19 protein-coding genes are annotated in these 25,545 nt (G+C 71.9%); 7 read left to right on the top strand and 12 right to left on the bottom strand.

Features of this window, described 5'->3' with window-relative positions:
- Window positions 1–43: 43 nt before the first annotated feature.
- From ACIA8R_RS26470 to ACIA8R_RS26445, 6 genes are all read right to left on the bottom strand, one after another.
- Window positions 44–1,792, bottom strand: coding sequence for a bifunctional metallophosphatase/5'-nucleotidase (locus ACIA8R_RS26470; protein WP_397040947.1), 1,749 nt, complete (start codon window positions 1,790–1,792; stop codon window positions 44–46).
- Between the two features lie 45 nt (window positions 1,793–1,837).
- Window positions 1,838–2,647 (bottom strand): carbohydrate ABC transporter permease, encoded by an 810-nt coding sequence (locus tag ACIA8R_RS26465; RefSeq protein ID WP_357707378.1) that lies wholly within the window; start codon window positions 2,645–2,647, stop codon window positions 1,838–1,840.
- The gene (locus tag ACIA8R_RS26460; protein WP_357707377.1) at window positions 2,640–3,572 is read right to left on the bottom strand and encodes a sugar ABC transporter permease; all 933 of its coding nucleotides are present in this window, start codon (window positions 3,570–3,572) and stop codon (window positions 2,640–2,642) included. The genes ACIA8R_RS26465 and ACIA8R_RS26460 overlap by 8 nt, the downstream gene beginning before the upstream one ends.
- 3 nt (window positions 3,573–3,575) lie before the next feature.
- Entirely contained in the window at window positions 3,576–4,823 is a 1,248-nt protein-coding gene (locus ACIA8R_RS26455) for a sugar ABC transporter substrate-binding protein (protein WP_357707376.1), read from the bottom strand.
- Window positions 4,824–4,948: 125 nt separating this feature from the next.
- Window positions 4,949–7,318, bottom strand: a complete 2,370-nt coding sequence (locus ACIA8R_RS26450; protein WP_397040945.1) for a phosphatidylserine/phosphatidylglycerophosphate/cardiolipin synthase family protein — start codon at window positions 7,316–7,318, stop codon at window positions 4,949–4,951.
- On the bottom strand, window positions 7,315–8,955 hold the full coding sequence (locus ACIA8R_RS26445; RefSeq protein ID WP_357707373.1) for a beta-N-acetylhexosaminidase: 1,641 nt from the start codon (window positions 8,953–8,955) through the stop codon (window positions 7,315–7,317). Before ACIA8R_RS26445 ends, ACIA8R_RS26450 begins: the two co-directional genes overlap by 4 nt.
- A gap of 199 nt (window positions 8,956–9,154) precedes the next feature.
- Between ACIA8R_RS26445 and ACIA8R_RS26440 the strand changes: the two genes are divergently transcribed.
- Genes ACIA8R_RS26440 through ACIA8R_RS26430 form a run of 3 tightly spaced genes read left to right on the top strand, consistent with a single transcriptional unit; the run spans window position 9,155 to window position 12,088 of the window.
- A complete protein-coding gene (locus tag ACIA8R_RS26440; RefSeq protein WP_397040943.1) occupies window positions 9,155–10,327 on the top strand; it encodes an ROK family protein in 1,173 nt (390 codons plus the stop codon).
- A 53-nt stretch (window positions 10,328–10,380) separates the two neighbouring features.
- Window positions 10,381–10,839 (top strand): MarR family winged helix-turn-helix transcriptional regulator, encoded by a 459-nt coding sequence (locus ACIA8R_RS26435; RefSeq protein ID WP_397040941.1) that lies wholly within the window; start codon window positions 10,381–10,383, stop codon window positions 10,837–10,839.
- A gap of 13 nt (window positions 10,840–10,852) precedes the next feature.
- Window positions 10,853–12,088, top strand: a complete 1,236-nt coding sequence (locus tag ACIA8R_RS26430; protein ID WP_364092023.1) for an epoxide hydrolase — start codon at window positions 10,853–10,855, stop codon at window positions 12,086–12,088.
- 36 nt (window positions 12,089–12,124) lie between these two features.
- Here ACIA8R_RS26430 and ACIA8R_RS26425 read toward each other — a convergent pair whose 3' ends face one another.
- The 5 genes from ACIA8R_RS26425 to ACIA8R_RS26405 all read right to left on the bottom strand — a co-directional run bounded on the left by ACIA8R_RS26425 (window position 12,125) and on the right by ACIA8R_RS26405 (window position 17,645).
- Window positions 12,125–12,895 (bottom strand): hypothetical protein, encoded by a 771-nt coding sequence (locus tag ACIA8R_RS26425; protein WP_364092021.1) that lies wholly within the window; start codon window positions 12,893–12,895, stop codon window positions 12,125–12,127.
- Between the two features lie 55 nt (window positions 12,896–12,950).
- Window positions 12,951–14,333: a CU044_5270 family protein gene (locus ACIA8R_RS26420; RefSeq protein WP_397040939.1), complete on the bottom strand. Its 1,383-nt coding sequence runs from the start codon at window positions 14,331–14,333 to the stop codon at window positions 12,951–12,953.
- Between the two features lie 72 nt (window positions 14,334–14,405).
- Window positions 14,406–15,299: an aminoglycoside phosphotransferase family protein gene (locus ACIA8R_RS26415; protein ID WP_397040938.1), complete on the bottom strand. Its 894-nt coding sequence runs from the start codon at window positions 15,297–15,299 to the stop codon at window positions 14,406–14,408.
- A gap of 82 nt (window positions 15,300–15,381) precedes the next feature.
- Window positions 15,382–17,331, bottom strand: a complete 1,950-nt coding sequence (locus tag ACIA8R_RS26410) for a DUF6596 domain-containing protein (protein WP_397040936.1) — start codon at window positions 17,329–17,331, stop codon at window positions 15,382–15,384.
- On the bottom strand, window positions 17,331–17,645 hold the full coding sequence (locus tag ACIA8R_RS26405) for a YciI family protein (RefSeq protein WP_364092015.1): 315 nt from the start codon (window positions 17,643–17,645) through the stop codon (window positions 17,331–17,333). Before ACIA8R_RS26405 ends, ACIA8R_RS26410 begins: the two co-directional genes overlap by 1 nt.
- Window positions 17,646–17,708: 63 nt before the next feature.
- Between ACIA8R_RS26405 and ACIA8R_RS26400 the strand changes: the two genes are divergently transcribed.
- The gene (locus ACIA8R_RS26400) at window positions 17,709–18,353 is read left to right on the top strand and encodes a DUF998 domain-containing protein (protein WP_397040935.1); all 645 of its coding nucleotides are present in this window, start codon (window positions 17,709–17,711) and stop codon (window positions 18,351–18,353) included.
- 62 nt (window positions 18,354–18,415) lie between these two features.
- Here the strand turns inward: ACIA8R_RS26400 and ACIA8R_RS26395 are convergent, their stop codons facing one another.
- Complete coding sequence (locus ACIA8R_RS26395) at window positions 18,416–19,639, bottom strand: oxygenase MpaB family protein (protein WP_364092011.1); 1,224 nt, start codon at window positions 19,637–19,639, stop codon at window positions 18,416–18,418.
- Between the two features lie 215 nt (window positions 19,640–19,854).
- Between ACIA8R_RS26395 and ACIA8R_RS26390 the strand changes: the two genes are divergently transcribed.
- The 3 genes from ACIA8R_RS26390 to ACIA8R_RS26380 all read left to right on the top strand — a co-directional run bounded on the left by ACIA8R_RS26390 (window position 19,855) and on the right by ACIA8R_RS26380 (window position 25,540).
- Complete coding sequence (locus ACIA8R_RS26390; RefSeq protein ID WP_364092009.1) at window positions 19,855–20,577, top strand: TetR family transcriptional regulator; 723 nt, start codon at window positions 19,855–19,857, stop codon at window positions 20,575–20,577.
- Window positions 20,578–20,696: 119 nt separating this feature from the next.
- Window positions 20,697–23,882, top strand: coding sequence for an amidohydrolase family protein (locus ACIA8R_RS26385; protein ID WP_397040933.1), 3,186 nt, complete (start codon window positions 20,697–20,699; stop codon window positions 23,880–23,882).
- Window positions 23,883–23,989: 107 nt separating this feature from the next.
- Window positions 23,990–25,540: an alpha/beta hydrolase gene (locus tag ACIA8R_RS26380; RefSeq protein WP_397040931.1), complete on the top strand. Its 1,551-nt coding sequence runs from the start codon at window positions 23,990–23,992 to the stop codon at window positions 25,538–25,540.
- Window positions 25,541–25,545 lie beyond the last annotated feature (5 nt).

Raw genomic sequence — 25,545 nt, 5'->3', positions numbered from 1 at the left:
CCCGGGGTGCGGAGGGACGGCAGGTCCCCCCGCACCGGGAGCCCTACGGGAGCGGGATCGCGCGGTCCAGGGCGGGCGGGGTCAGCGGTCCCTGTCGCAGGTAGGCCCGCATGGCCTCGTAGTCGCGGTTGCCGCGCACCGCGTCGGTGTACCCGGCGAAGGCCGTATAGCCGTCGGCGCCGATCAGCGTGTACGCCAGCGCCGCCAGCCGGTACGTCCTGCCGGTGTCGAGCGGCTGCCCGTTGATCACCACGTCCGCGGGGTTGATCCGGTCCCCCACGGGCCGGTTCGGGGAGTAGGAGAAGCGGACGTTCTTGGACACGGCCAGCGGCGCGAACTTCACGGTGCCGTCGGCCTGCGTCTGCCACTGCTGCTCAAGGGCCTGCTCGATCTGCGCGCCCTTGACCGAGACGGTGAGCACCGGGTTGGCGTAACCCCATGCCGCCCAGGACTCGCCCATGAGCACCCGGCCGTCGGCGTCGGCGGGGTTCGTGCCCTTGGCGAACTTCAGGTCGCCGCGCAGCGAGTTCGAGCCCTTGGTCGGCGCCACGGCCGCCATGGCCAGGTCGGCCTTGCCGCCCTCGGTCTGCTGCGAGTCGTAGTACTCCACGTCGGCCACGGTGTTGCCGAGCGTGCTCTGCCCGGTCGCGTCGCGGGTCCTGGTGAGGTCGCCGGTGATGGTCCCGTAGGGCTTGGCGTAGGTCTCCTTGGTCTTGGCGTTCCAGTGGTCGACCAGCTTGACCATGGCGGGGTCGGGGGTGACGTCGCGGGTCACGGGGTGGTTGACCGCGGTGGTCTCGGGCCTGATGACGTCACGGGTGCGGCGGTCGAGCTTCAGGTTGATCTCGCTGATGAGGCGGCCGTGGTTGGCGGCCTCGACGACCGGGCGGAGGTTGCCGGCGGGGTCGGGGAGCGAGCAGGTGAAGTACCAGTGCCAGTGGCCCGTGACGATGACGTCGATGTCGGCCGAGGCGTTCTTGGCGAAGTCCCAGATCGGCCCGCCCTTCGGCTCGCCGCAGCCGTTGTAGTCCTCCCCGGCCTTGCCGCCCTCGTGCACGTTGGCGACGATGGCCTTGACGCCGCGCGCCTTGAGGATGGCGGCGTACTTGTCGGCCGTCTCCACCAGCGGCAGGTTGTCCAGCGACGGCTGGTAGGAGGTGGAGCCGTCCACGGTGGTGGGCGTGGTCAGGTTGATGAACCCGACGGGGATGCCCTGGAAGCGCTTGATCACGTACGGCGGGAGCACCGGCCGGTCGTCGCCCTTCTGGACGATGTTGGCCGTGGAGAAGGTGAAGTCGGCGCCGGAGAACTGCTGCCCGTCGGAGTCGGTGAAGCAGCTGTCGAGCCCGATCTCGCCGAAGCACTCGCCCTTGCCCATGTGGTCGCGCAGGAAGCCCAGCGACCGGTCCAGCTCGTGGTTCCCGACCGCGGTGAACTCCACCTTGATCTTGTTCAGGAACTCGATGGTGGGCTCGTCGGCGTGGTAGGACACCTCGGTCGGCCAGCCGCTGAAGTTGTCACCGCTGGCGAACGTGACCGTGTTCTTGCGGCCTTGCCTGAGCCGGTCGAGATGCGTCGCGATGTACGGCGCGCCACCCACCACCAGGGTGTTCCCCTGCGGATCCTTGATCGTGCCGTCGGTGGCGTTGGACTGCGGGGTGATGTAGCCGTGGAAGTCGGTCAAGGACAGCAGCTGCACGTCCACGGGCTTCGGCTCGGCCTGTGCGGGCGAGGCTGTCGAGGCCAGAGTGACGCCTAAGGCGACAACGATCCACTTACGGAACGAAGACACACTTGCTCCTCAATAGGTGAAATATCGGGATAAAAGGCTTGCGGATCAGCCCTTCGAGCCGGTGAACGCGATCCCCGCGATCAGCTGCCGTTGCATGACCACGAAGAGAACGATCACCGGCAGCGAGGCCACGACGGACCCGGCGAAGAGGATGGGGTAGTTGGTCAGGTACTGGCCGCGCAGCGAGGCCAGCCCGGCGGAGAGCGTCATCATCTCCGGGTCGGTGTTGACCACCAGCGGCCAGAGCAGGCTGCTCCAGGACCACATGACGGTCAGCAGGCCGAGCGCCAGCAGGCCGGGCCGCACCAGCGGCAGCATGATCCACCAGTAGATCTGCAGCGGGTTGGCGCCGTCCAGCCGCGCCGCCTCGTCCAGCTCCTTGGGCAGGGTCTTGAAGAACTGCCGCAGCAGGAACGTGCCGAAGGCCCCGAAGACGCCGGGGGCGATGAGCGCCTGGAGGCTGTTGAGCCACCCGAGCCCCTGCATGATCTCGTACCGCGGGAGCAGGAACAGCTCCCCCGGCACCATCAGCACGGCCAGGAACAGCATGAAGACCAGCCCGCGCCCGGGGAACTCCAGCCGCGCGAAGGCGAAGGCCGCCAGCGAGCACAGCAGGAGCTGCCCGGCCGTCACCGCCACCGTCACGATCACCGTGTTGAGGAACTGCCGCCCGAGCGGCACGGTCTGGAACACGTCGGCGAAGTTGTGCCACTGCCAGGAGGGGACCGCCGTGGGCGGCACCCGCATCGACTCGGTCATGGTCTGCAGCGAGACCACGAGCTGCCAGACGAACGGCGTGATCATGATCAGCCCGCCGGCCAGCAGGACCGCGTGCACGATCCAGCGCCTACTCATAGTGCACCCACCGCTTCTGCAGCCTGAACTGGACGGCGGTCAGCAGGAGGATCAGGGCCAGCAGCACGACCGCGATCGCGGCGGCGTAGCCGCGGCTGTTCTGCACGAAGCCCTGCTCGTAGAAGAGGTAGACGATGGTGCGGCTCCCCGCCAGCGCCGGGCTCTTGGTGTCGATCATGAGGTAGACCAGGTCGAACACCTGCAACGCGTTGATCAGCGTGATCACCGTGACGAAGAACGTGGTGGGTGTGAGCAGCGGCAGCGTGATGCGGAAGAACTGCCGCAACCTGCCCGCGCCGTCGATCGAGGCGGCCTCGTAGTAGTGCTTGGGGATGCCCTGCAACCCGGCCAGGAACAGCACCGCGTTGTACCCGAGCGAGGTCCAGATCCCGACCACCGCGATCGCGTAGATCGCGAACTCGGGGTCGGACACCCAGTAGGGCCCGTCGATGCCCACCTGGGCGAGCAGGTAGTTGATCGGCCCGAAGTCGCCGTTGTACAGGTAGCGCCAGGTCAGGCCGACGGCGGCGGGCATGGTGACCACCGGCAGGAAGTACAGCGTGCGGTAGAAGCCGAGCCCGCGCAGCCCCGGCACGTTGAGCAGCGCCGCGATCACGATCGACAGCGGCACCCCGATCAGCACGAGCACGGAGTAGAGCAGCGTGTTGCGCAGCGCGCCGACCATCTCCTCGTCGCCGAAGAGGGCGACGAAGTTGTCCAGGCCGACCCACGTCTGCCCGCCGAACACGCCGGACTCGGTGAAGCTGAGATAGAGCGTCTGGACGATCGGCCACAGGTAGAACACGGCCAGCCCGAGGGCCATGGGCGCGATCAGCGCGTAACCCCAGAGCCAGTCGCGGCGCGACCGCCGCCCCGGCGGGGCCGCCGCCCCGACGGCGGCGGCCCGTTCCTCGGTCAGCACCATCGGCTACTCCTTGGCCAGGATCTCGTTCATCTGCGCGGCGATCTCCTTGGCCGCCTCCGCGGTCGGCCGCTTGCCCGCCCACGCCTCGGCCAGGACCTTGTTCTGCACGTCCTGCCACTTGGCGGTGTTGAGGGAGACGGGGTACGGCACGCCGTTCGGGATCGAGGCGTCGAACGTCTCCTTCAGGCGGTAGTTCGGGAAGGCGTTGAACCAGCCGTCCTGGGTGCCCGCGCGGGAGGAGACCGAGGCGCCGCCGGCGTCGCTGAGGATCTTCTCGGCCTCGTCGGAGGAGAGGAACTGGGCGAACTGCGCGCTCTCGGCCGGGTGCTCGCTCTTGGCCGAGACGGCGTTGGCCAGACCGAGCAGGATGACGGCCTCCTGCGCGGGCCCCTTGGGCAGCGGCGCCACGTCGACCTTGTCGCCGCGCTCGGTGTTGGCCTTGAACGTGGTGGCGAGCCAGGAGCCGCCGTAGTACATGGCGTACTTGCCGGTCATGAACAGTTGCACCGGGCTGGTGTCGGTGGTCGCCTGGGCGGGCGGGGCGACCTTGTCCTTGTTGATCATGTCGGTCCAGAACTCCAGGCCCTGGATCGAGCCGGGCTCGTCGAAGCCCGACTTCTTGCCGTCGGCGGAGATGACGTGGCCGCCGGCCTGGACCATCGTGGGGTAGAAGCCGCCCTGGTCCCACAGGGGGGCCAGCAGGCCGTACTGCTTCTTGGCCGGGTCGGTCAGCTTCTTGGCGGCGGCCCGCAGGTCGTCCCAGGTCCAGTCGGCGGTCGGGTAGGCGACGCCGCCCTTGTCGAAGAGCTCCTTGTCGTACCAGAGCACGGGGACGCCGACGTCACGCGGCATGCCGTAGAGCTTGCCGTCGTAGCGGTAGCCGTCCACGATGGCCTGCGGGAAGGCGCTGACGTCGGCGTTCTCGAAGGGGGCGATCACGCCGCCCTTGGCGTACATCCGGACGTTGAGGCTGTTCATCCAGAAGACGTCGGGGGCCGCGCCGCCGGTGGCCGCGGTCTGGAGCTTGGTCCAGTACTGGTCCCACGGGGTGATCTCAAGCTTGACCGTGACGTCGGGGTGCTGCTTCTGGAAGGCTTCGATGATCTTCTGGGTGCTGGGCTGGTCGTTCTTCTCCCAGATCGCGTAGCTGATCGTGACTTTTCCGGACTTGGTGCTGGTGGTGTCGGTGCCGGAGCCACAACCGGCCAGGGTCATCGCCAGGGCGGCGGCCAATGCCATACGCAGGCGCATGGGCGTTCCTTTTCTCTGTAAGCCGTCGGCGGGCAGGCCGGAGGACGGCGTCGGGGGTGATGATCAGGTCTCGATCTCGGCGGGTCCGCCCGCGCGGGGGCGGCGGGCGGTGAACGGCGGCGGGCTCAGAATCCGGTGTTGGTGAAGCCTGTCCTGGCCACGACGTCGCCGTATCCGTTGACGTCGAAGTCCTCGACGTAGAAGAGGTGGAAGCCGCGGCCGTCGGCGGCGACGGCGGTGCCCGACTGGTCGCCGACCGTGTTCGGGTTCATGCGCTCGCAGGGGAAGCGGCCGGTCGTCGTCCCGTCGGCGTTGAAGCCGCGGGCGTACACCTCGTGGGAGCGGCCGGCGTTCCACGCGTCGGACTCGGTCCAGCCGACCACGAACCGGCCGGTGTCGTCCACGGCCACGGACGGCGTCCCCTGGACGGCGCACCTGTCCACCGAGGACACCTCCCCGCACAGCGGCGGGTACTCCTTGCCGCCGTCGGAGGGCGTGTTCGGCGCGTACTGCCCGAACGCGACGGGGGTCTCCGCGAACCGCTGTCCCAGGGACGGCGTCAGGCCCCGCGTCCGCACCCGCCAGACGGTCGTCACGTCGCCGCCGGTGACCGCCACGTTGTCGCTCCAGGCCACGACGCTGTCGCCGCCCGGGGTCGTGGCCACGGCGGGGGCCAGGTGCTGGGTGGCGGCGTTGGTGTTGATCCTCGTGGCGGGCGCCACGGTCGCGCCGGTCGCCGAGAGCCGCCTGCCGTACACGTCGGGCGCCTGCTGCCAGACCACGGTCGCGGCGCCCGCGCCGTCGACGGCCACGTCCGGCCGGTCGCCCGTGCCCACCTGGAGCGGGGCGAAGGCGCGGGCGGTCAGGGAGGAGTAACCGGCCGCGCGGACGGTTCCGCTCGGCCCGTCCTCCCACACCACCGTGAACCCGCCGCCGCCGCGGACCGCGATCCTCGGCCGGGTCTGGTCGCCGCTCCACTGCGGCTCGTTGGCCCAGATCGCCGGGCTCAGCGTGCCCGACGGCGAGAGCCTGCGCACCGCGATGTTGTGCTCGCCGCGGCAGTCGCCGTCCTCGGCCCAGGCGACGTACGCGTTGCCCGCGTCGTCCACGCCGGCCGACGGCTGCACGTGGTTCCAGCCGGTGGCGCAGCCGACCCCGCCCATGGAGACCTTCACGGGGCCGGTCACCGGCTGCCCGTCGCGGTAGATGCGCGCGTAGATCTCGGTGCCGTCCACGGAGGCGCGGTCGCGGTCGTCCTCCCAGGTCACCGCCGTGTAGCCGGATCGCATGGCGGCCGCCCTGGGGGCGCGCTGGTCGTCGGGGCCGTTGGCGGCCATCTGGAGCCCGGCCCCCGGGTACGCCCTGGGGACGATCTTGATCATCTCGTCCAGCATGGAGGTGAAGTCCGCGTCGTACAGCGCGTAGGTCGCCGCGTCGTCGACGCGGACGAAGGAGTCGTCCGAGGCGGTCAGGGAGCCGTTGTTGAGGTTGTGGGAGCCGGTGTAGACGTAGCTGCGCCGCGCGCCGCCCGCCGCCGCCGACGGCCCGTCCACCAGGACGATCTTCGAGTGGAGGCCGTCGGGCGCGCAGGTGCCGCCCGCCGGGTAGCGGCAGCCGCCGGGCCGGAAGGTGTGCACCACGATCCCGCCCTTGGCGAGTTCCTGGGCGGTCGCGACCGTCTGGTTGCCCTCGGCCACGAGCACCTGGACGTCGCAGCCCTGCTGCTTCTTCGCCTTGAGCTCCGCGATGACCAGCGGCCGGTCCGTGGCGAACTGCGACTGCGCCACGCGGATCGTGCCGGGGCAGCCCACGTCGCGGATCATGGCCGCGACCAGGTCGGCGCTGCCGTAGGCGGTCTGGTCGTAGGCGGTGTCGCGGGGCTCCATCCAGACCGTGACCTTGCCACTGGTGGAGGTGAACGGCGCCCGCCAGGTGGTCCGCACCCGGGAGGCCAGCGTGTCGAACGCCTGCCGGTAGCCGTCGGCCAGCCCGGCGTCGCCCGTGCTGATCAGCATGTTCTGGTGCATGCCGTTCTCGGGGCTGAGATTCTGCGAGCTCTGCACGACCACGTCGGTCCTGCCGTCCGTGAGCCGGCTGAACACGAAGAACTTGTGGTGGCTGATGTCGGTGTCCGGCCCGTTGCAGCCCCTGTCGCAGAGCGTGACCGGCACGCCGGCGGCGGCCAGCTCGTCGAGCAACGGGTGGGACCCGGACCCTTCGGACACCACCCGCACGTCGACACGCCGCTCGTGCGCCGCCGCCAGAGCGTCCTTGACGGCCTCGATCTCCAGCACGAAGGTCGCCACGCGCAGGGTGGAGTCGGGGGCGGCCAGGTTGATCAGGTCCAGCAGCCTGGTCAGCAGGGAGCCGTCGAGCGTGCCGTCGACGCTCGGCCTGCTGAAGTAGGCCGACACCTGGGGAGCCGCCGCCTGGGCCGGGGCGACCGGTCCGAGCAGGGACAGGCCGACCAGGATGACGAACAGGCGCTTGATCATGACCGCTTCCCTTCGCTGTGGTTCCGCCGCAGGTCGCGGGTCCAGGCAGCCACCTCGGCCTCGGTCTCCGCCCGCTCCCGCGGCCAGCCGCGGACGTCCGGCCGGGTCTGCCACGGCTCGGGGCCGGTCTCCTTGCGGTACTCCACGCCCAGCGCGGCGAGCCGTCGCTCGTGGTGGTGCAGCCGTGCCCGGAAGTCCTCGTAGTCGCCTCCGCCGGGGCTCCACACGACCTCGGCGAAGGCCGAGAGCCTGGGGAAGGCCATGTAGTCGAGCGCGCGGGGCGAGTCGATGTGCTCGGTCCAGAGGTTGGCCTGCGCGCCGAGCACGCGGCCGGCCTCGGCCTCCGTCAGCTCCGCGGGCACCGGCTCGTAGGCGTAGACGTCGCGTAAGGAGATCACGCTGCCGATCGGGACCGGCTCGTCGGAGCGGTCCGACTGACGGAAGTCGAGGTAGAGCTCGGTGAAGGGGCAGGTGACCACGTCGTGCCCGGCCTTCGCCGCCACGACCGCGCCGTACGTCCCGCGCCAGGACGCGACCGTCGCCCCCGGCGGCAGGCCACCCTCGATGATCTCGTCCCATCCCAGCAGGCGGCGCCCGCGCGCCGCCAGGTGGTCGGAGAACCGGTGGATGAACCAGCTCTGCAGCTCCGCCTCGTCGCGCAGGCCGAGCTCGCGGATGCGCCGCTGGGCCGACGGGCTGCGCCGCCACTGCTCCTTGGGGCACTCGTCGCCGCCCACGCAGACGTACTCGCCGGGGAAGATGTCCATGACCTGGTCGAGCACGTCCCGGTAGAAGGCGAGCGTGGCGTCCTCGACGTTGAGCACGTTGGGCGAGACGCCCCACCTGGTGGCGACCTCCAGCCGTTCGTCGAGGTTGCCCAGCTCCGGATAGGCCGCGATGGCCGCCTGCGAGTGTCCGGGCAGCTCGATCTCCGGCACCACGGTGACGAACCTGTCGGCCGCGTACGACACGATCTCCCGCAGGTCCTCCTGCGTGTAGAAGCCGCCGTGCGGGCGGCCGTCGAACATGTCGTCCCGGCGGGAACCGAGCGGGCTCTCCCTGCGCCACGCGCCGACCTCGGTGAGCTTCGGGTATCCCGTCACCTCCACCCGCCAGCCCTGGTCGTCGGTGAGGTGCAGGTGCAGCACGTTGAGCTTGTGGGCGGCCAGCAGGTCGATGTACCGCAGCAGGTCGGGCTTGGGCAGGAAGTGCCTGGCCACGTCGATCAGACAGCCCCGCCACCGGAAGCGCGGCCGGTCGGCGACGGTGACCGGGGCGAGGTGCCAGTCCCGCTCGCCGACCGCGCCGCTGCGGAAGGCGTCGGGCGGAAGCAGCTGGCGCAGGGTCTGCGCGCCGTAGAACGCCCCGGCCGCGTCACCGGCCTCGATGCGCACCCCGTCCGGGCGTACGGTCAGGCGGTAGCCCTCGGGGCCGAGCCCGTCGGTCAGGGTGAGCTCGATCGCGCCGGGCCCCGGCGCTCCGGGAGGCAGCGGCAGGCCGGTCACCGGGAACAGCACGGTACGCAGCCAGCCCTCCACCCGCGAGAGCCCGGGAGGCGCGGCGATCACTGTGGTCGTGGTGAGGGCGAAGGGTTCCCCGCCGTCTCGGGTCAGATGGACGGGTCGCGGCAGCAGCAAGACAGGTCCCTGAGGGGTCGGGGGGTGGGGATCGGCGGTCAGTGACAGGGTGGGCGGCGGGTCGTACCATGGCGCTCGGCTTCCGGTCGCCGCGAACCGCCCGCGGCCACGCCCATGATCTGGCCTCTTTTCTGGGTGAGCGCCTCGATCTGGATTTATGATGTAGCTCACCATTAAGATTCGTCAAGAAGGGTTCTCAGTGACGCTCTCCGTGACCGGCGGCGACCTTCAGCGGCTCCGGCGGCTCAACGCGATCGCCGCGCTCTCGGCCCTGCGCGCGGGCGGGCCGGCGACGCTGACCCAGCTCGCCGAGCGCGCCGACCTGGCCAGAGCCACCATCAAGGTGGTGGTCAAGGACCTGATGGAGCTGGGCTGGGTGATCCAGATGGACCCGAACGGCGGGGAGAAGGGCAGGCCCGCGCGCCGCTACCGGTTCCACGCCGAGGCGGGCCGGGTGCTCGGGCTCGACATAGGAGCGCACAAGGTGCTCGCTGTCGTGGCCGACCTCGACGGCAACGTCCTGCACACCACGCGGGAGCCGGCCTCCCCCGAGCAGCCGCGCACCGAGCGCCTGGCCGCCGTGGACCGGGCCATCGAGTCCTGCCTGACCGGCTCGGGCACCGCCGCCTCCGACGTCTGGCTCGCGGTCGCGGGCAGCACGGGCTATGTCGACCTGCAAGGACGCGTCGTGCTCTCGCGCGCCATCCAGGACTGGTCGGACGTGCCGCTGGCCGACCATCTCGGCGCCCGGCTGCGCTGCCCCGTCCTGGTGGAGAACGACAGCAGGCTCGCCGCGCTGGCCGAGTGCCGCAGGGGCATCGCCCGCGACGCGCGGAACCTGGTCTTCCTGCACGTCGGCCGCCGGGCCGGCGCCGCCGTCGTGCTCGACGGGGTCCCCCTGCGCGGCGGCGGCGGCGCGGCGGGCGAGATCGGCGTGCATCCGCTGTTCAACCTCGGTTACGTGGGCGAGCTCCTGCAGGCCGTCCCCTCGGTCGAGCCCGGCACACCGCCCGAGGCGGTCGCGGGAGCGGTGTTCGAGGCCGCCAGGCGGGGTGACGTCGAGGCACGCCGCGCCGTCCTGCGCTACGTCAAGGTGCTCGCGCTGGCCACCACCGCGATGGCCCTCACCGTCGATCCCGACCTGGTGGTGCTCGGCGGGGGCTTCTCCCGCTCGGCGGACGTGCTCATGGAGCCGCTGCGGGTCGAGCTGGAGACGATGTGCCTGCGCACGCCCGAGCTGCGGGCCTCCGTGCTCGGGGACGAGTGCGTGGCGATCGGGGCCGTGTGCCACGGCGTCGACCATCTGTCCAAGGTCCTCTTCGATCCGGAGACCGACCTGCCGGCCGCGACCTCCCCCTTAATAACGGTTTAGTTCACCGAAAGTCGGCTCTCCTCGCTTATATCGAAGTTCGATATAAATGGGTCGTGGCATCTGCGCAGGCGGGCCACGGCCCCGCCCTGGACCTCGACGAGCTGGTCGGCGCGATCGAGGAGTTCAACACGTACTTCATCCGGCTGCCCTCGGTCAGACGGCTCAGCTTCTCGACCCTGTCCGTGCTGCACACGCTGGCGGGCAAGGGTCCGATGCGGCTCACCGACCTGACGGCGACGGAACAGCTCAAACAGCCCGCGCTCACGACCCTGGTGGCCAAGCTCGAACGGGACGGGCTGGTCTCACGCCGTCCCGACCCGCGCGACGGGCGCGCCGTCCTGCTCACCCTCACCGAGGAGGGCATGGGCATCGTCCGCTCCCGGCGCGCCGACCGGGTGGCGCGGGTCGCCCGCCTGGTGGAGCACCTGAGCGATGAGGAGCGCGCGGCGCTGGCCCGGTACGCGGGCCTCCTGGGCCGCCTGACCGAGATCGCCGCGCGTGTCGAAGACTAGGAGAACGGTCCCCTTGACGAATCGCCCCTTCCCGCTGCGCCCCGAGCCGCTGCACGTCCCCGACGAGGTGCTCGACGACCTGCGCCGCAGGCTCGCCCTGACCAGATGGCCGGCCACCGCCGGGAACGAGGACGGCTTCTACGGCGTGCGCGGCGACCACCTGCGCGAGCTGGTCGCCTACTGGGCCGACGGCTTCGACTGGCGTGCGGCCGAGCGCGCGATCAACGCCTACGAGCACTACCGCGTGGACGTCGGCGGCGTGCCCGTGCACTTCATGCGCAAGCCCGGCGTCGGCCCCGCCCCGGTGCCGCTGATCCTCAGCCACGGCTGGCCCTGGACGTTCTGGCACTGGTCGAAGGTGATCGACCCGCTCGCCGATCCGGGCGCCCACGGTGGCGATCCGGCGGAGGCGTTCGACGTGATCGTGCCGTCGTTGCCGGGGTTCGGCTTCTCGGCCCCGCTCGACCACCGACCGGACATGAACTTCTGGAAGATCGCCGATGTGTGGCACGAGCTGATGACCGGCGTCCTGGGCCATGACCGGTACGCCGCCGCCGGGTGCGACGTCGGGGCGCTGGTCACCGGGCAGCTCGGCCACAAGTACGCCGACGAGCTGTACGCCGTCCACATCGGCTCGGCGCAGAAGCTCACCATGTTCAACGGCGACCGCGCCTGGGACCTGAGCGGCGGCATGCCCATCCCCGACGGCCTGCCCGCCGACGTGCACGCCCGGATCGTCGAGCTGGACAGGCGGTTCGCGGTGCATCTGGCGGCGCACGTGCTGGCGCCGTCCACGCTCGGCTTCGGGCTGGCCGACTCCCCCGCCGGCATGCTGGCCTGGATCCTGGAACGCTGGACGAAGTGGTCCGACAACGGCGGCGACATCGAGAACGTGTTCACCAAGGACGACCTGCTCACCCACGCGACGATCTTCTGGGCGGGCAACACGATCGACAGCTCGATCCGCACCTACGCCAACAACAACCGCTACCCCTGGACGCCGTCGCACGACCGGTGGCCGGTCGTCGAGGCGCCCACGGGCATCACGTTCGTCGGCTACGAGAACCCGCCCGGCGTGACGACCGGCGAACAGCGGATCCAGGGCTTCGTCGACGGCGAGCGGGGCGCCTGGTACAACCACGTCGACATCACCGCCCACGACCGCGGCGGCCATTTCATCCCCTGGGAGATCCCCGGGGAATGGGTGGCGGACCTGCGCCGCACGTTCCGCCCCTACCGCCCGGCCTGACCCACATCGAGCTCGACGCGCGGCCCGGCCCGTCCGTCAGGACGGGCGCGGCGCCGCCAGGAGCTCGCCGACCCGGACGACCGCGAACTCGACCTGGCTCTGCCCCTCCTCCCAGTTCGCGATCAGCGTGCAGCCCACGTCGCCGAGCAGGTCGCCGCCCGTGCGCTCGGTCCGCAGGTACATCAGCCCCTCCTCGCCGTCGGTGCAGAAGAAGCTCAGGTGGGTGAACAGTTCGGGCGGGGTGAGGCCGCCCAGCGCCTCCTGCCACTCCTCGGCCGCCTCCGCCTCGAACGGGAGCAGGCTCTCGGGGCCCGTGCCGAGCGCGGTGGCGACCCGCATCGCGTCAAAGAGCGTGCCGTCGGAGACCAGCCGCGGGTGGCTGACGGTCCAGGCGTCCCGCAGGCCGGGCCCGGCGAGGTCGTGCCGGGCGAGCAGGGGAACCAGATCACCGCCCAGGACGAGCCGGTCCGCGAAGCACACCGCCGCCAGGTCCGCCGCGAACTCCGGCGGCAGCCCCGCCTTGTCGAACTCGAAGACCGACCGGCTCGCGTCGAACGTCGTCGGCGGCTCGTCCACGTCGAAGATCGGGCAGTCCCAGACGACCGGCTCGGCGCCGGCGAGGGCGGCCGGGGTCACCCAGGCGACGTCACGCGCGAAGCCGAGCTCGTCGATGAGGTTGCCGCCGAAGAACGTCGCATAGGTGGCGTCCGCGTCGAAACTCGACAGCGGACGGCCGAGCAGGATCTCGAAGGCGCCGGTCAGCTTCGCTGCCCACGGACCCGGCATGGTGGCGGAAACACAGTTCATGCCGGGACCATATTGTCCGTCCCTCTCATTTCAGGCCGGGTTCGCGGGCTTGTGCTCAGCGCTGCTCGGGCAGCACCGGTCTCGCGTCGGTCCAGCCGGACGCCGTCAGAGCGGTCCACGCGGAGAGCTCGTCTCCGTCGAGCCGGTCCTCCATGGCCAGCGGGCGGCCCGACGCCTCGTCGATGACGATCCGTTGCGTTCCGCCCTGGAGCTCTATCCCTGTCCCCACCCGTCCCAGGGGGTCGCTGATCCTGCCGAGGTTCTTCACGCCCGGAAGGTCGGCGAGCATCCGGTAGAGCGCGGCCCGTATCCTGGGCGTGGTCGGAAGTTGCGACAGCAGACTGACGGCCTCCGCGAACAACGCCTCGTCCGACTGCTGACCGGCCTGCCGGTCCCACTGCTGAAGGACCTTCTTGAGCGCCGCCGGATCGGCCGGCAGGTCCATCACCTGCTTCGTGGTGACGGGCGTGGCTCCGACCATCGGATAGGACACCTCCGGGTTGCGCTTGTCGTCGAGCCGTACGGCGAACGGCGGCGCGGTCAGCGGGCCCACTCCGGGAACGCCGGCCCCATCGCAGTCACCCAGCCTCCATCGGCCCTGCAGGCGCCAGGTCTCCTCATCGGCGCCGGTGAGCGGCTTGCCCGACTGAGCGGTGACCACGAGCCAGCTGGGGTCTCGTCCCGACTTCGCCATCCAGAGCTCGTGGGTGCACGTCACCCGGTAGCCGACGCTCTTGGGGGTCCCGCCGCCGGGCGGCCCCTGTCCCGCGTTCCGCAGCGCCATGCTCAGCCCCACGGTGTGCCAGTAGCGGCCGGTCGCCGGGGTCGCGGTCTCGATCCGCTCCGCGGCGGCGAGCAGTACGGTACGGGCGGACATGGCGACAGGCGTGGCGAGCCGGGCGTCCGTGCTCCGCACGAAGACGACGGCCGCGACCGCGACGGCCGCGACGGCGGTGAGCCGAAGGCCCGTCAGCAGGGTCCGTCTCGGGCGCGACGGCCGGACGAAGAAGACGGCCTTCGTGCAGCCGAGCACCTCGGCCGCCTCCGCGGCGGACAGGCCGTGCCAGGTGGTCAGGGTCAGGAGCTCCTTGTCGGCATCGGACATCCTGGCCAGCGCCCGCAGCACGGCGACCCGCTCGGTGGCCTGTTCGCCCGCGTCGAGGGCGGCCGACTCGGTCCACGTCCTGAGCTCGGCCTGAAGGGCCTCCCGCCGTACGACCTGCCGGAGGTTGTCGCTCAGCATGTTGCGGGCGACGCGGAAGAGCCATGGCAGCTCGGCGTGGCCGGGAATGTCGTCCAGACGCCGCCAGGCCACCAGGAAGGTCTCGCTTACCACTTCCTCGGCGAGTTGGTGCCCGGCGCGGCTCGCCGCGTAGGCGTACACCCGCGGTTGGTAGGTGTCGTAGAGCACGGTGAAGCGCTCATGTGGGTCGGGCAAGCCGGTTCCTTCGGTCGTGGACGAGTCGTTCCTGGACATGTGGTCCGAAGGGCGGCTTTCTTACATCCCGATTCAGCCGGCGAGGGCCTCGGTGATCTGGCGGGTGGTCTGCGCGGCGACCCTCGGGTCGACGGCGGCGTAGGCGGTGTACGCGTTCAGGCCGGTGGCGAGGGCCCAGCCGCGGCCCCGGGTCCAGGTGGCCTCGTCCACGCCGAGCGCGGCGCGGAAGGCGGCCCGGCTGCCGGCCGACATCAGGGTGAAGGCGATCGTCAGGTCGCAGGCCGGGTCGCCGATGCCGAGGCCGCCGAAGTCGATGACCGCGCTGATCCGGCCGTCGGCGGTCAGCAGGTTGCCGGTGTGGAAGTCGCCGTGGAACCAGACGGGGGCGCGGTCCCAGCCGGGGGCGCTCATGGCCGCCTCCCACAGGGCGGTCATGGCCCTGCCGTCGAACACGCCGCCGAGCGCCGCGATGGCGGCCCGCGTCGCGCGGTCGCGGCCCGCCAGCGGCTGCTCGCCGAGTTCCGGACGTCCCTTGAGCGACCGGACGGACTCGGGCATGAACCGCTGCAGGGCGGCCAGGAATCCGGCCAGCTCCACGGCGGCCTCGGACGAGCCGGCCAGCGCCTCGACGGTGGCCGCCTCGCCCGCCAGCCAGCGGGACACCGCCCACCGCCACGGGTAGCCGAAGCCGGGCTCCCCCACCTCCACCGGCACCGGGACGGCCAGCGGCAGCCGCGGGGCGAGCCGGGGCAGCCACTCGCGCTCCTTCTCGGCCTGCCCGACGGCCCCGGGATGGCGGGGCAGCCGGACGGACAGCTCCTCGCCCAGCCGGTAGATCACATGGTCGGAGCCCGCCGGGTCGAGCAGTCGCAGCGGCAGCCCGGCCCACTGCGGGAACTGCGTGTCAACCAGCCTCCTGACCAGGGCGGCGTCGATCGTGGGGCGGATGTCCGCGGTTTCCGGCAAAGGCGACTCCGTCGACGGGCCCCCTCGGTGCGGCGGGCGGCCGGACCATCACACTGCATCGCCGGCCCGCCTGTCGACCCGATTACCCGGCCGCCGGCGCCGGACGGCGTCCCGACGTCGCGAGCTGGTGCAGGGTGTAGCCGCCCGAGGCCTGCTTGAACAGGTACTCGGCGCGTTCGTAGGACAGGCGGCGCCTGCCGGTCTCGGGGCACAGGTCGGCCGGGTCCGGCGTCCGGGCGGGGGCGGGCCTGCGGTCGGCCAGGAAGAGCGGGCCGCCGGTCCGGCCCGCGACCAGCTCCTCCAGCAGGGCCGCGGCGCCGTCGCCCCACGTGATCGTGGCGGCGCGGCGGGCGGGCAGGTCGAGGTCCTCGACGTTGAGCGCGAGGACGGCGGCGGCCGAGGCGCCCGACTCGTGCACCAGCCGCCACAGCGCCCTCTCCCGCGGCGACGGGTGCCGCCAGAGCGCGGCCAAAGCCTGATCGGCGACGGCGGGGCGCCTCCTGCGGTCGTCGTGCTTCCTGGGCAGCTCGGCCGGCAGGTCGCCGAGGCCCGCCCACGCGCCGAAGGACCGTACGGCCGCGCGGTGCCGGTTCCAGGTCCTGGGCGCGGCCATGCTCCAGGCGGCGGCGAACACCCTGGCCACGAGGGCGGGCGTGATCTCGGCCAGCGGCGTGGCGGCCCCCAGGTCCAGGCGCAGCCGCCGCAACGTCTGCCCGTACGACCGGATCGTCCCGGCGTCCAGGTCCGTGCGCGCCAGGAACCGGTCCGCCGCCTCGCCGAGCAGGGCCATGTCCCGGACGCCCGTCGTACGGGCGAGGGAGGAGGCGGTGCGGTGGCGGGCGGCGCGGGTGAGGAGGAAGGCGCGTTCGGCGGTGTTGCGGGTGAGGGCGGCGGCCCGCTCGAACGCCGTCGCGGCCTCGGCGTCGCGCCCCGCCCGCGCCAGCAGGTCGCCGTGGACGGCCGACAGCGGCGGGTAGTCCCGCAGCGCCGGGTCCGACAGCAGCGAGTCCACCAGCGCCAGCCCCGCCTCCGGCCCGGTCGCCATGCCGACGGCGACCGCCTGGTTGAGCCGGACCACCGGCGAGGGCAGCAGCCGTGCCAGCGCGCCGTAGAGGGCCGCGATCTGGTCCCAGTCCGTGTCGGCCGCCCCGGCCGCCCGCGCGTGACACACCGCGATCGCCGCCTGCAGGACGTACGGCCCGAGCCCTCCGCCCGCCTCCCGCGCCCTCAGCATGGAGGCGAACCCGCGCGCGATCAGCTCCCGGTCCCACCGTCCCCGGTCCTGCTCGTGCAGCTGCACCGGCTCCCCCGACGGCCCGGTACGGGCGTCCGCGCGCGACTGCTGGATCTCCATCAGCGCCACCAGCCCGTGCACCTCGGACTCGCCCGGCGCCAGCCCGGCCAGCAGCCGTCCGAGCCGCAGCGCCTCCAGCGCCAGGGCGGGCCGCATCAGGTCCTCGCCCGCCGTGGCCGAGTAACCCTCGTTGAAGATCAGGTAGATGACCTCCAGCACGGACGCCAGCCGTACGGCCAGCTCGGGCCCCTGCGGCAGCTCGAACGGCACCCCTTCCTCGGCGAGCGTGCGCTTGGCGCGCGCGACGCGTCCGGCCACGACCGCCTCCCGCACCAGGAACGCACGGGCGATCTCCGCGGTGGTCAGGCCGCCGAGCAGCCGCAGCGTCAGCGCGGTCCGCTCCTCGGCGGGCAGCACGGGATGGCTGGAGACGAACATCAGCCGCAACACGTCGTCGCCGGGCGGCTCGTCCTGGCCGGGCCGCTCCGGCCGGAGTTCGCCGATCACCCGGTCGTGCCGCCGGTCGCGGCGCAGGTGGTCGAGGGCGCGCCGCTTGGCGGTGGTCATCAGCCACGCGCCCGGCCTGTCCGGTACGCCGTCGCGCGGCCAGGTCTCCAGCGCGGCGACCAGCGCGTCCTGGGCGAACTCCTCGGCCAGGCCCACGTCGCCGAGCATCCGGGCCAGCCCGGCGACGATCCGCGCGGACTCCTCCCGCCAGACCGCCGTGACGGCGTCCATCAGTAGATCTGGCGCATGTGGCACTCGCCGTCGCCGACGACCGCGAAGAAGCGCCGCGAGATCTCCAGCGCCTCCTCCCGCGAACCGACCTCGATCAGCGCGAAGCCGCCCGCCATCTCCTTGGCCTCGGCGAAGGGCCCGTCGGTCACGGTCAGCTCGCCGCCCGCGGACCTGAGCACGGTGCCGCCCAGCTCCATGCCTCCGGTGGCGAGCAGCACGCCCGCCTCGGTGAGCTCCTGGATGAACCTGCCCATCTCGACGTGCAGCGTCTCGTCGTCGCGCCGCTCGCTCACGTTCGTCAGCAGAAATCTCATGTGCGTTCCCTGTCACATCGCCCGTTCGTCGCGTATGCAGTAGAACACGAAAGGACACGGGACATGACCGCCATCGCCCCCACCGCCACCCCCGCCTCGACCCGCACCCTGCTGACCGCGGGCGCCGTCGCCGCCCCCCTGTGGACGGCGGTCAACCTGGCCCAGGTGCTCACCCGCGAGGGCTTCGACATCGTCCGCCACCCGCTCAGCCAGTTGTCGACCGGCTCGCTCGGCTGGATCCAGGTGGCCGACTTCCTGGTCGTCGGCGCGCTGGTGATCGCCGGCTCGTACGGGCTGCGCCGGGCCGTCCCCAGCCGGTGGCTGCCCCGCCTCCTGCTGGTCAACGGCATCGGGATGATCTTCGCCGGGATCTTCCGGATGGACGCCGGCGACGGCTTCCCCGTCGGCACCCCGGCGGGCCCGCCCACGACGATGAGCTGGCACGCCGGGCTGCACATGGCCTCCGGCTCGATCGCCTTCATCGCCCTGGCGGCGGCCTGCTTCGTGCTCGGCCGCCACTTCTCCCGGGCCGGGGCGCCGGGCTCGGCCGTCGCGTCCTTCGTGGCGGGCGTGGCCGTCATCGCCGGGAACGGCTGGACGATGAGCGGCGGCCCAGGGGGTTCGGTGACCCTGGCCGTCGGCGTCACCGGCGCGATGTTGTGGGTGTCGGCGGTCGCCTACCGGCTGCGCCGTCGCCCCCTGGTCTGACACGCACCCCGAAGACCCTCCCCGTCACCGGCGGGGAGGGCCTTCCGCTTGGGCGGGGGCGGTCAGCCGGGACGGTTGCCGGTCGGAATCACGATCTTGGTCTGCGCGCCCTTGGTCAGGTAGAACGTGGTCCACTTCTTGATCATCTCGTCCAGGAGCCAGGCCGCGGCGGGCACCAGCGGCAGCCCGATCAGCCCCTCCCTGAACTGCACCAGCAGCGGCCAGGCGGTCTTGACGACCGGGTCCCACAGCGGCTCGCGCGGGATGCCGTTCCAGTCGGCCGCCTGGTTGCCGGTGAGGTACCTGGAGAACGCGTTGACCAGGGGCTTGTCGATGCCGCCCGGGCTGGTCAGCTCCGCGAGCATGCCCCGCAGGATGCCGTTCAGCTCCACGCCCTCGGCGGTGGGCCCCATGTTCCTGGGCAGCACGATGTCGGACTGGGCGTAGGAGGAGTCCCAGGTGGCGGGGATGAACTCGTCCCTGATGCCGAGCATGTGCGCCAGCAGCTGCAACGAGTGCAGGTACGCTGCGGACTCGCCGGCGGAGATGCGCACCTTCCACTCGCGCATCCCGCGCATGGAGTAGGTCGCCAGGGTGTGCCACGTGACGAGCATGTCCTCCTGGCTGATCGGGATGGGGCCCGGCCAGTGGGGGGACGACTTGAGCAGGTGCCGCACGGCCGCGTGCACCAGCCGGGTCTTGACGGCCTCGACCACGGCCGTCCCGCCGGGCCCCCAGGCGTTCTGCGGCCTGACCGCGTAGGCCAGGACGTTCGTCTTGGCGACCCGGTCCTTCAGGTCGGCGCCGCCCGCCGAGTAGTAGACCGCGCGGGCCTCCTTGGGGATGGCGGTGGCCAGCATGCCCGCCCCGACGATGGTGAGGACGACGATGTAGTTGCCCTTGAGCGCGTGGAAGCGCGAGGCGGCGTCCAGTTTGCCCTGGTCGGCCCACGAGGGCAGCTGACGCGCCTGCTCGATGAAGGCCCGCAGGTCGGCGGGGAGCCCGGCGGGCAGGGGCTGGTCGTTGCGGTTCCAGTCGTACAGCAGCCGGTTGACCTCGGGGATGACGCCGCGGTCGAACAGCGAGGCGAGGAGTGGATCGGCGACGTCGTCCCACACCCATCGGGGGTCGGCGCCGGTGCCGGAGCCCGCGACCGAGCCGGAGGCCGGCCAGGTCCAGTCGTCCGCCAGGGTCTTCGCCTGGGCCGGAGAGGTGATGCCCAGCGCGCCGAGGGCTCCCAGGGCGGTGCCCGAGATCAGGATCTCGCGCCTGCTCAGCTCTGCCATGCTCTGCACTCCTTCGAGATGGGGGGTCCCGCTCAGGGCAGTCTCGATCGGCTCGCCGGAGATCCGCCGAGCAGGGGGCGCGTGTCGGCGTCGTCGCCGGAATCACGCCTGCCGAGGTCTCCCACGCCGCTTCCTCCTTCTCGTGCGAGGCCGAGAAGTGGGTGATACTGAGAAACAAACCTTGAGTCTGTGTATCATCATGAGAGCACGATGTGATGGACATCACAAGACCCGCCCCCGAGGCGGAACCGGACCAGGAGGTGATCGTGGAATCCGTGCTGTCCGGCTTCATGGCGCCGTCGGGCTCGGAGTCGTTGCTGGAGCGCGCGTTCGTCGACGCCGTCGAGCGGGTCGGCGACCTCGACGAGCTGAGGGCGCGCATCCTCGACGCGGCCTACGAGCAGTTCTGCCGGATGGGCATCAGGCGCTCCACCATGGAGGACGTCGCGCGCCTGGCGAAGGTGTCCCGGATCACCGTCTACCGGCGCTTCGACACCAAGGACACGCTGGTCGAGCATGTGGTCCGCCGGGAGTTCCGGCGCTACTTCGACCAGTTCCTCGTCGACATCGAGCAGGCCCGCACCCCGGCCGACAGGGTGGTGCTCGGCTTCGTCAGCTCGTTGCGGGCCATCCGCGGCAACCCGCTGATCGGCGGGCTCATCGCCACGGAGCCCGACCTGCTGGTGCCGTCCATGATGACCGACGGGGGCCGCACCCTCGCCACCGTGCGGCAGTTCGTCGCCGGCCAGCTCCGCCGGGAGCAGCGGGCGGGCAACGTGTCCGAGCGCCTGGACGCCGACCTCGTGGCCGAGATGATGGTGCGGATCTCCACCTCCTTCCTGGCGATCCCCAGCGCCGTCATCGACCTCGACGACGACGGTCAACTGGCCGCGGTGGCCAGGCGCTTCCTCGTGCCGATGCTCGAACCCCCCGCCTGATCCCCTGCCGCCGATCGGAGCAACTCCGGGACTAAAGGCATTTCGTCTGCGACCATGACTCGCGCGTCAACACGTTCAGCGGTTCGCTGACCATCTGAATAGTGGAATGGAGATTCGCGATGTCCCATGCTCCGGTTCCTCCCGACGCGTTCACCTCCTCCTCCGGATCGACCTCCCGCCCGTCCCGCCGGGCCGTTCTGGCGGGTGGCGGCGCCGCCCTCGCCGCCGTGCTCGTCCCGGCCTCACCGGCGCGGGCCGGCGTCGGGGGCATGGCGGGCGCCGCCGCCCGTACGGCCGTCACCTCCGGCACCGACTTCGCCGTCGCTCCCTCGCCCGACGGCCGCCGGCTCGCCCTCGACCTGCTCGGCGTCCTGTGGGTCTGCTCCGCCTCCGGGGGCGCCGCCCGCAGGCTCACCAGCGACCTGTACGACATCGCCCAGCCCGACTGGTCCCCCGACGGCGGCACCCTCGTGTTCCAGTCGTACCGCGACGGCGTCTTCGACCTGTGGACGATCCGCCCCGACGGGTCCGCGATCAAAAAGCTGACCACCGGCCCGTTCGATCACCGGGAGCCCCGCTACAGCCCCGACGGGCGGACCATCGCCTACGCCTCCGACGCGGGCGGCAGCTACGGGATCCACCTGCTCGACGTCGCCACCGGAGCGAGCCGCGTCCTGACCGACGGCCCCGCCGAGGAGTACGAACCGGCCTGGTCGCCCGACGGACGGAAGATCGCGTTCGTCGTCGCCGACACCAGGATCGACGTCATCGAGGTCGCCACCGGCACGCGCGGCACGGCGGTCACGGTGCCCACCGGCCAGGTCGTCCACCAGCCGTCCTGGCTGCCGAACGGCGCCGACCTCGCCTACCACCTCTTCCGCTCGGGCGCCAACGAGCTGGCCGGCACCGCGGGCGCCCTCGTCACCGGCGAGGAGGTCTTCCCGTTCCGTGCCCGCTTCGCCCCTGACGGACGCTTTTACTACACCTCCGCGGGCGCCATCAAGGTGCGCCGGCTCGATTCCACGTCCGTCGGCACGGTCGGATTCACCGCCGCGCTCACCACGACCACTCCGAAGTACCAGAAGAGGGTCCGCGTGTTCGACGAGCCGGGGTCGTTCCCCGTCGTCGGGATCGGCAGCCCGGCGGTCTCCCCCGACGGTTCCGCCATCGCCTTCCGCGCCCTCAACGACATCTACCTGATGCGCGGCGGCGGCACCCCTGAACCGCTCTTCCGCGACCGCTGGTGGAAGGCCGACCCGGACTTCTCCCCCGACGGGCGGCGGCTGGCGTTCGTCACCGACCGCACCGGCACGCTCAACGTCTGGGTGCGCGACCTGGGCACCGGCGCCGACCGGCAGGTGACCCGGCTGACCGACTCCGCCGCCCTGTCGGTCCGCTGGTCGCCGGACGGCCGAGAGATCGCCTACCTCGACCAGGACGGCGCCCTGTGGGTCGTGGACGTCTCCACCGGCGACCTCCAGAAGATCTACGACGCCACCTTCGAGCCGGGCCGCCCGACCTGGTCACCCGACGGCCGGACGCTGGCGATGGCCGCGGTGGTGCCGTACTCGCGACGCTACCGGGAAGGGCTGTCCAAGATCCTGCTCGTCGACCGGGCCACGGGCGCCGGCACGTACGTCGACCCCGCGCCGCACCGGTCCCTCCAGACCCGCGGCGACGACGGTCCCGTCTGGTCCCCCGACGGCACCATGCTGGCGTTCGCCATGGAGTCGCTCCTGTGGGTGCTGCCCGTCGACAGTTCCGGACGGCCCACCGGCGCCGCCCGTCAGGTCACCCGGGAGGTCTCCGACGCCCCCGTCTGGGCCGGCGACTCCGCCACCCTGCTCTACCTGAACGAGGGGCGTCTCAAGAGCGCGCGCCTCGACGGCGGGCCCGCGCGGCCGATCCCGATGCGGCTGACCTGGCGCAACGACCCCGGCCCCGACCAGGTCGTCATCCACGCGGGCCGCATGTGGGACGGCGTCTCCGACCACGTCGCCCACGACGTCGACATCCTCGTACGAGGCCAGCGCATCACCGCGGTCGAGCCGCACCGGGACGGCAGGCCCGGCACCCTGATCGACGCCCGGGACGGATTCGTCATGCCCGGCCTGATCGACATCCACCACCACCGGGAGATGCAGGGCTACGCCTACGGATCGCGGCAGGGTCCGCTGTGGCTCGCCCTGGGCGTCACCACGACGCGCTCGCCCGGCTCACCCGCGTACCACATGGTCGAGGAGCGGGAGTCGGTGCAGTCCGGCGCCCGGCTCGCGCCGCGCTACCTGGGCACCGGCGAGGCCATCGACGGCGCGCGCGTCTACTACAACTTCATGCGCCCGACCTACAGCCACGACCAACTGCTGCTCGAACTGCGGCGGGCCGCCGCCCTCGACTACGACCTGCTGAAGTGCTACGTACGGCTGCCGGTCGCCTGGCACCGCGAGGTCATCGAGTGGGCCCACCGGCGGGGCAGGCCGGTCAGCTCGCACTACCACTATCCGGCGATCGCCATGGGCGGCGACCAGACCGAGCACGTCGGCGCCACCAACCGGTTCGGCTACTCGCGCACCGTCACGAACGTCGGGTCCGCCTACTCCGACGTCATCTCCATGTTCAACGCCTCGAAGATGGCCAGAACCCCCACCCTGTTCACCTCCTCGATCCTCTACCGGGAGGACACCTCGCTCGTCACCGACGAACGGGTGCGCCGGCTCTACCCGAACTGGCGGATGGCCCAGCTCCGGGCGACGGTCACCACGGTGCAGAACGCCGACCCCGCGGCGGTCCAGGTGACCCGGACGAACCTCGCCAACCAGGTCGCGCAGCTCACGGCGATGATCCGCGGCGGCGGGGTGGTCACCGCCGGCACCGACGCGCCGATCGACCATCTCGGGGTCAGCCTGCACATGAACCTGCGCGCCATGGTCAGGTTCGGCCTGACCCCGCGCGAGACGCTCACCGCCGCGACCAGCGCGTCCGGGGCCCACCTCGGCCTCCCGCTGGGCAGGATCGCCAAGGGCATGTACGCCGACCTGGCCATCGTCCGCGGCGACCCGCTGTCCCGCATCGAGGACGCGGCCAATGTCACCGCCGTCGTCGTCGGCGGCAGGCACCACACGGTCGAGCGGCTTCTCGCGCCCTACCCGTCCGCCACCACCACCGACCAGGCGACGCCCGCCGCTTCGGCCGCCTCGGGCAGGGTCAGGGACCGCGTCCCCGTCCATCCGAGCACGGCGGGCCACTGGTGGAACGAGCCCGTCCACCTTCAGGCGGCCCGCACCGCCTGCTGCGACGGCCACTGAGCGGGGAATGTCCGTTAGGCCGACCCCGGTCGGCCGTTCGGCCGATCAAGATCAAACGCACGGAACCCTAGCGTCGGTGACGACATCATCAGAAAAGGGGGCTTTCTGTGCGTGCACGAAAGATCGTGACAGCCGTCGCCGCGAGCGCGACCCTGGTGGCGGGGCTCGCGGTCACCGGCCAGGCGTCGGCGGCCGTCACGGGTGACGCCCGGGCCGGTGACGCGACCCGGTTCCACCGCCAGACGCTCGACTGGCACCGCTGCCGGACCGGTCGCGGCGACGAGATCGGCGAGGCTCTCGACGCGGCGGGGGCCCAGTGCGCCGAGGTCACCGTCCCGCTGGACCACCGCAGGCCAGGAGGGCGGACCGTCTCGGTGGCGATCTCACGGATCAAGGCGACCGACCCCGCCGCGCGCCGGGGCGTCCTGCTGATCAACCCCGGCGGTCCGGGCGGGAGCGGGCTGCCACGGCCGCTGCTCGGCCGGCTCATGCCCGAGGTCGCGGCCCGGTACGACCTGATCGGGATGGACCCGCGCTTCGTCGGCCGCAGCACGCCGATCCGCTGCCGGTGGACGACCGACACCCCCACCCGGTCGGCCGGCCCGACCCGCCGCACCTTCGACGAGAGCGTCACGCTCATGAAGGAGCTGGCCGACGGGTGCGCCAAGGGCGGCCGCGACCTGCTGCCGTACGCCTCCACCCGCAACACCGCCCGCGACATGGACGTCATCCGCGCCGCCCTCGGCGAGCCCAGGCTGTCCTATCTCGGCTACTCCTACGGCACCTATCTGGGCGCGGTCTACACGCAGCTGTTCGGCTCACGGGCCGACCGGTTCGTGCTGGACAGCGCGGTCGGCCCGGACGTCTACGGCCCCGACCTGCTGTCCGCGAACGGCCCGGCCATCGACGCCGCGCTGGGGAACTGGGCCGCCTGGGCCGCCGCCCGCGACGCCGAGTACGGCCTGGGCGGCACCCGGGCCGACGTCCTGGCCACCGTGGAGCGCGTCGACCGGGCCGCGGCCCGCCGCCCGCTGCGGGTCGGCGCGTACCGGATCGACGCCCATCACATCCCCTACCTGCTGTTCGTCCGCCTCTACGACGACAGCGCCAAGGCGTACGCCGGCTTCGCGGCGGAGGTGCGGACGCTGGCCGGCGCCGCCCGCGGCGAGGCGGTCACCGTCCCGGCGTCGCTGAAGGAGACCCTCGACGGCCTGTTCACCGGCTCGGGGCCGGCCGAGGACCGGGCCGGCACCCCGATCCTGTGCGCCGACCGGGCCGCCTCCCGCGACGTGGAGGGCTACTTCCGCGACATCCAGGCCCACCGCGCGGACGAGCCGCTGTTCGGGCCGATGACCCGCAACCTCAGCCCCTGCTCCTTCTGGCCGTCCGCCCCCGTGGAGGCGCCCACCAGGCTCGGCAACGACGTCCCGATGCTGGTCGTCGGCGCCGACGGCGACCCCGTCACCCCGTTCCCCGGCCAGCGGGCGATGCACCGGACGCTGACCGGCTCCCGCATGGTCACCCTGCGCGGCGCCTTCCGCCACGGCGCCTACCTCGCCGCGGGCGACACCTGCGTGAACACCACGGTCAACCGCTACCTGGTGGACGGCGTCCTGCCCGGCCGTGACACCACCTGCGACAAGGCGGACGCACAGTAAGCCTT

This window comes from Nonomuraea sp. NPDC051191, from assembly GCF_044455665.1.
In the GTDB taxonomy this organism is placed as follows: domain Bacteria; phylum Actinomycetota; class Actinomycetes; order Streptosporangiales; family Streptosporangiaceae; genus Nonomuraea.
The sequence above is the reverse complement of the archived record's forward strand: the minus strand, read 5'-3'. Positions and strand labels throughout refer to the sequence as shown.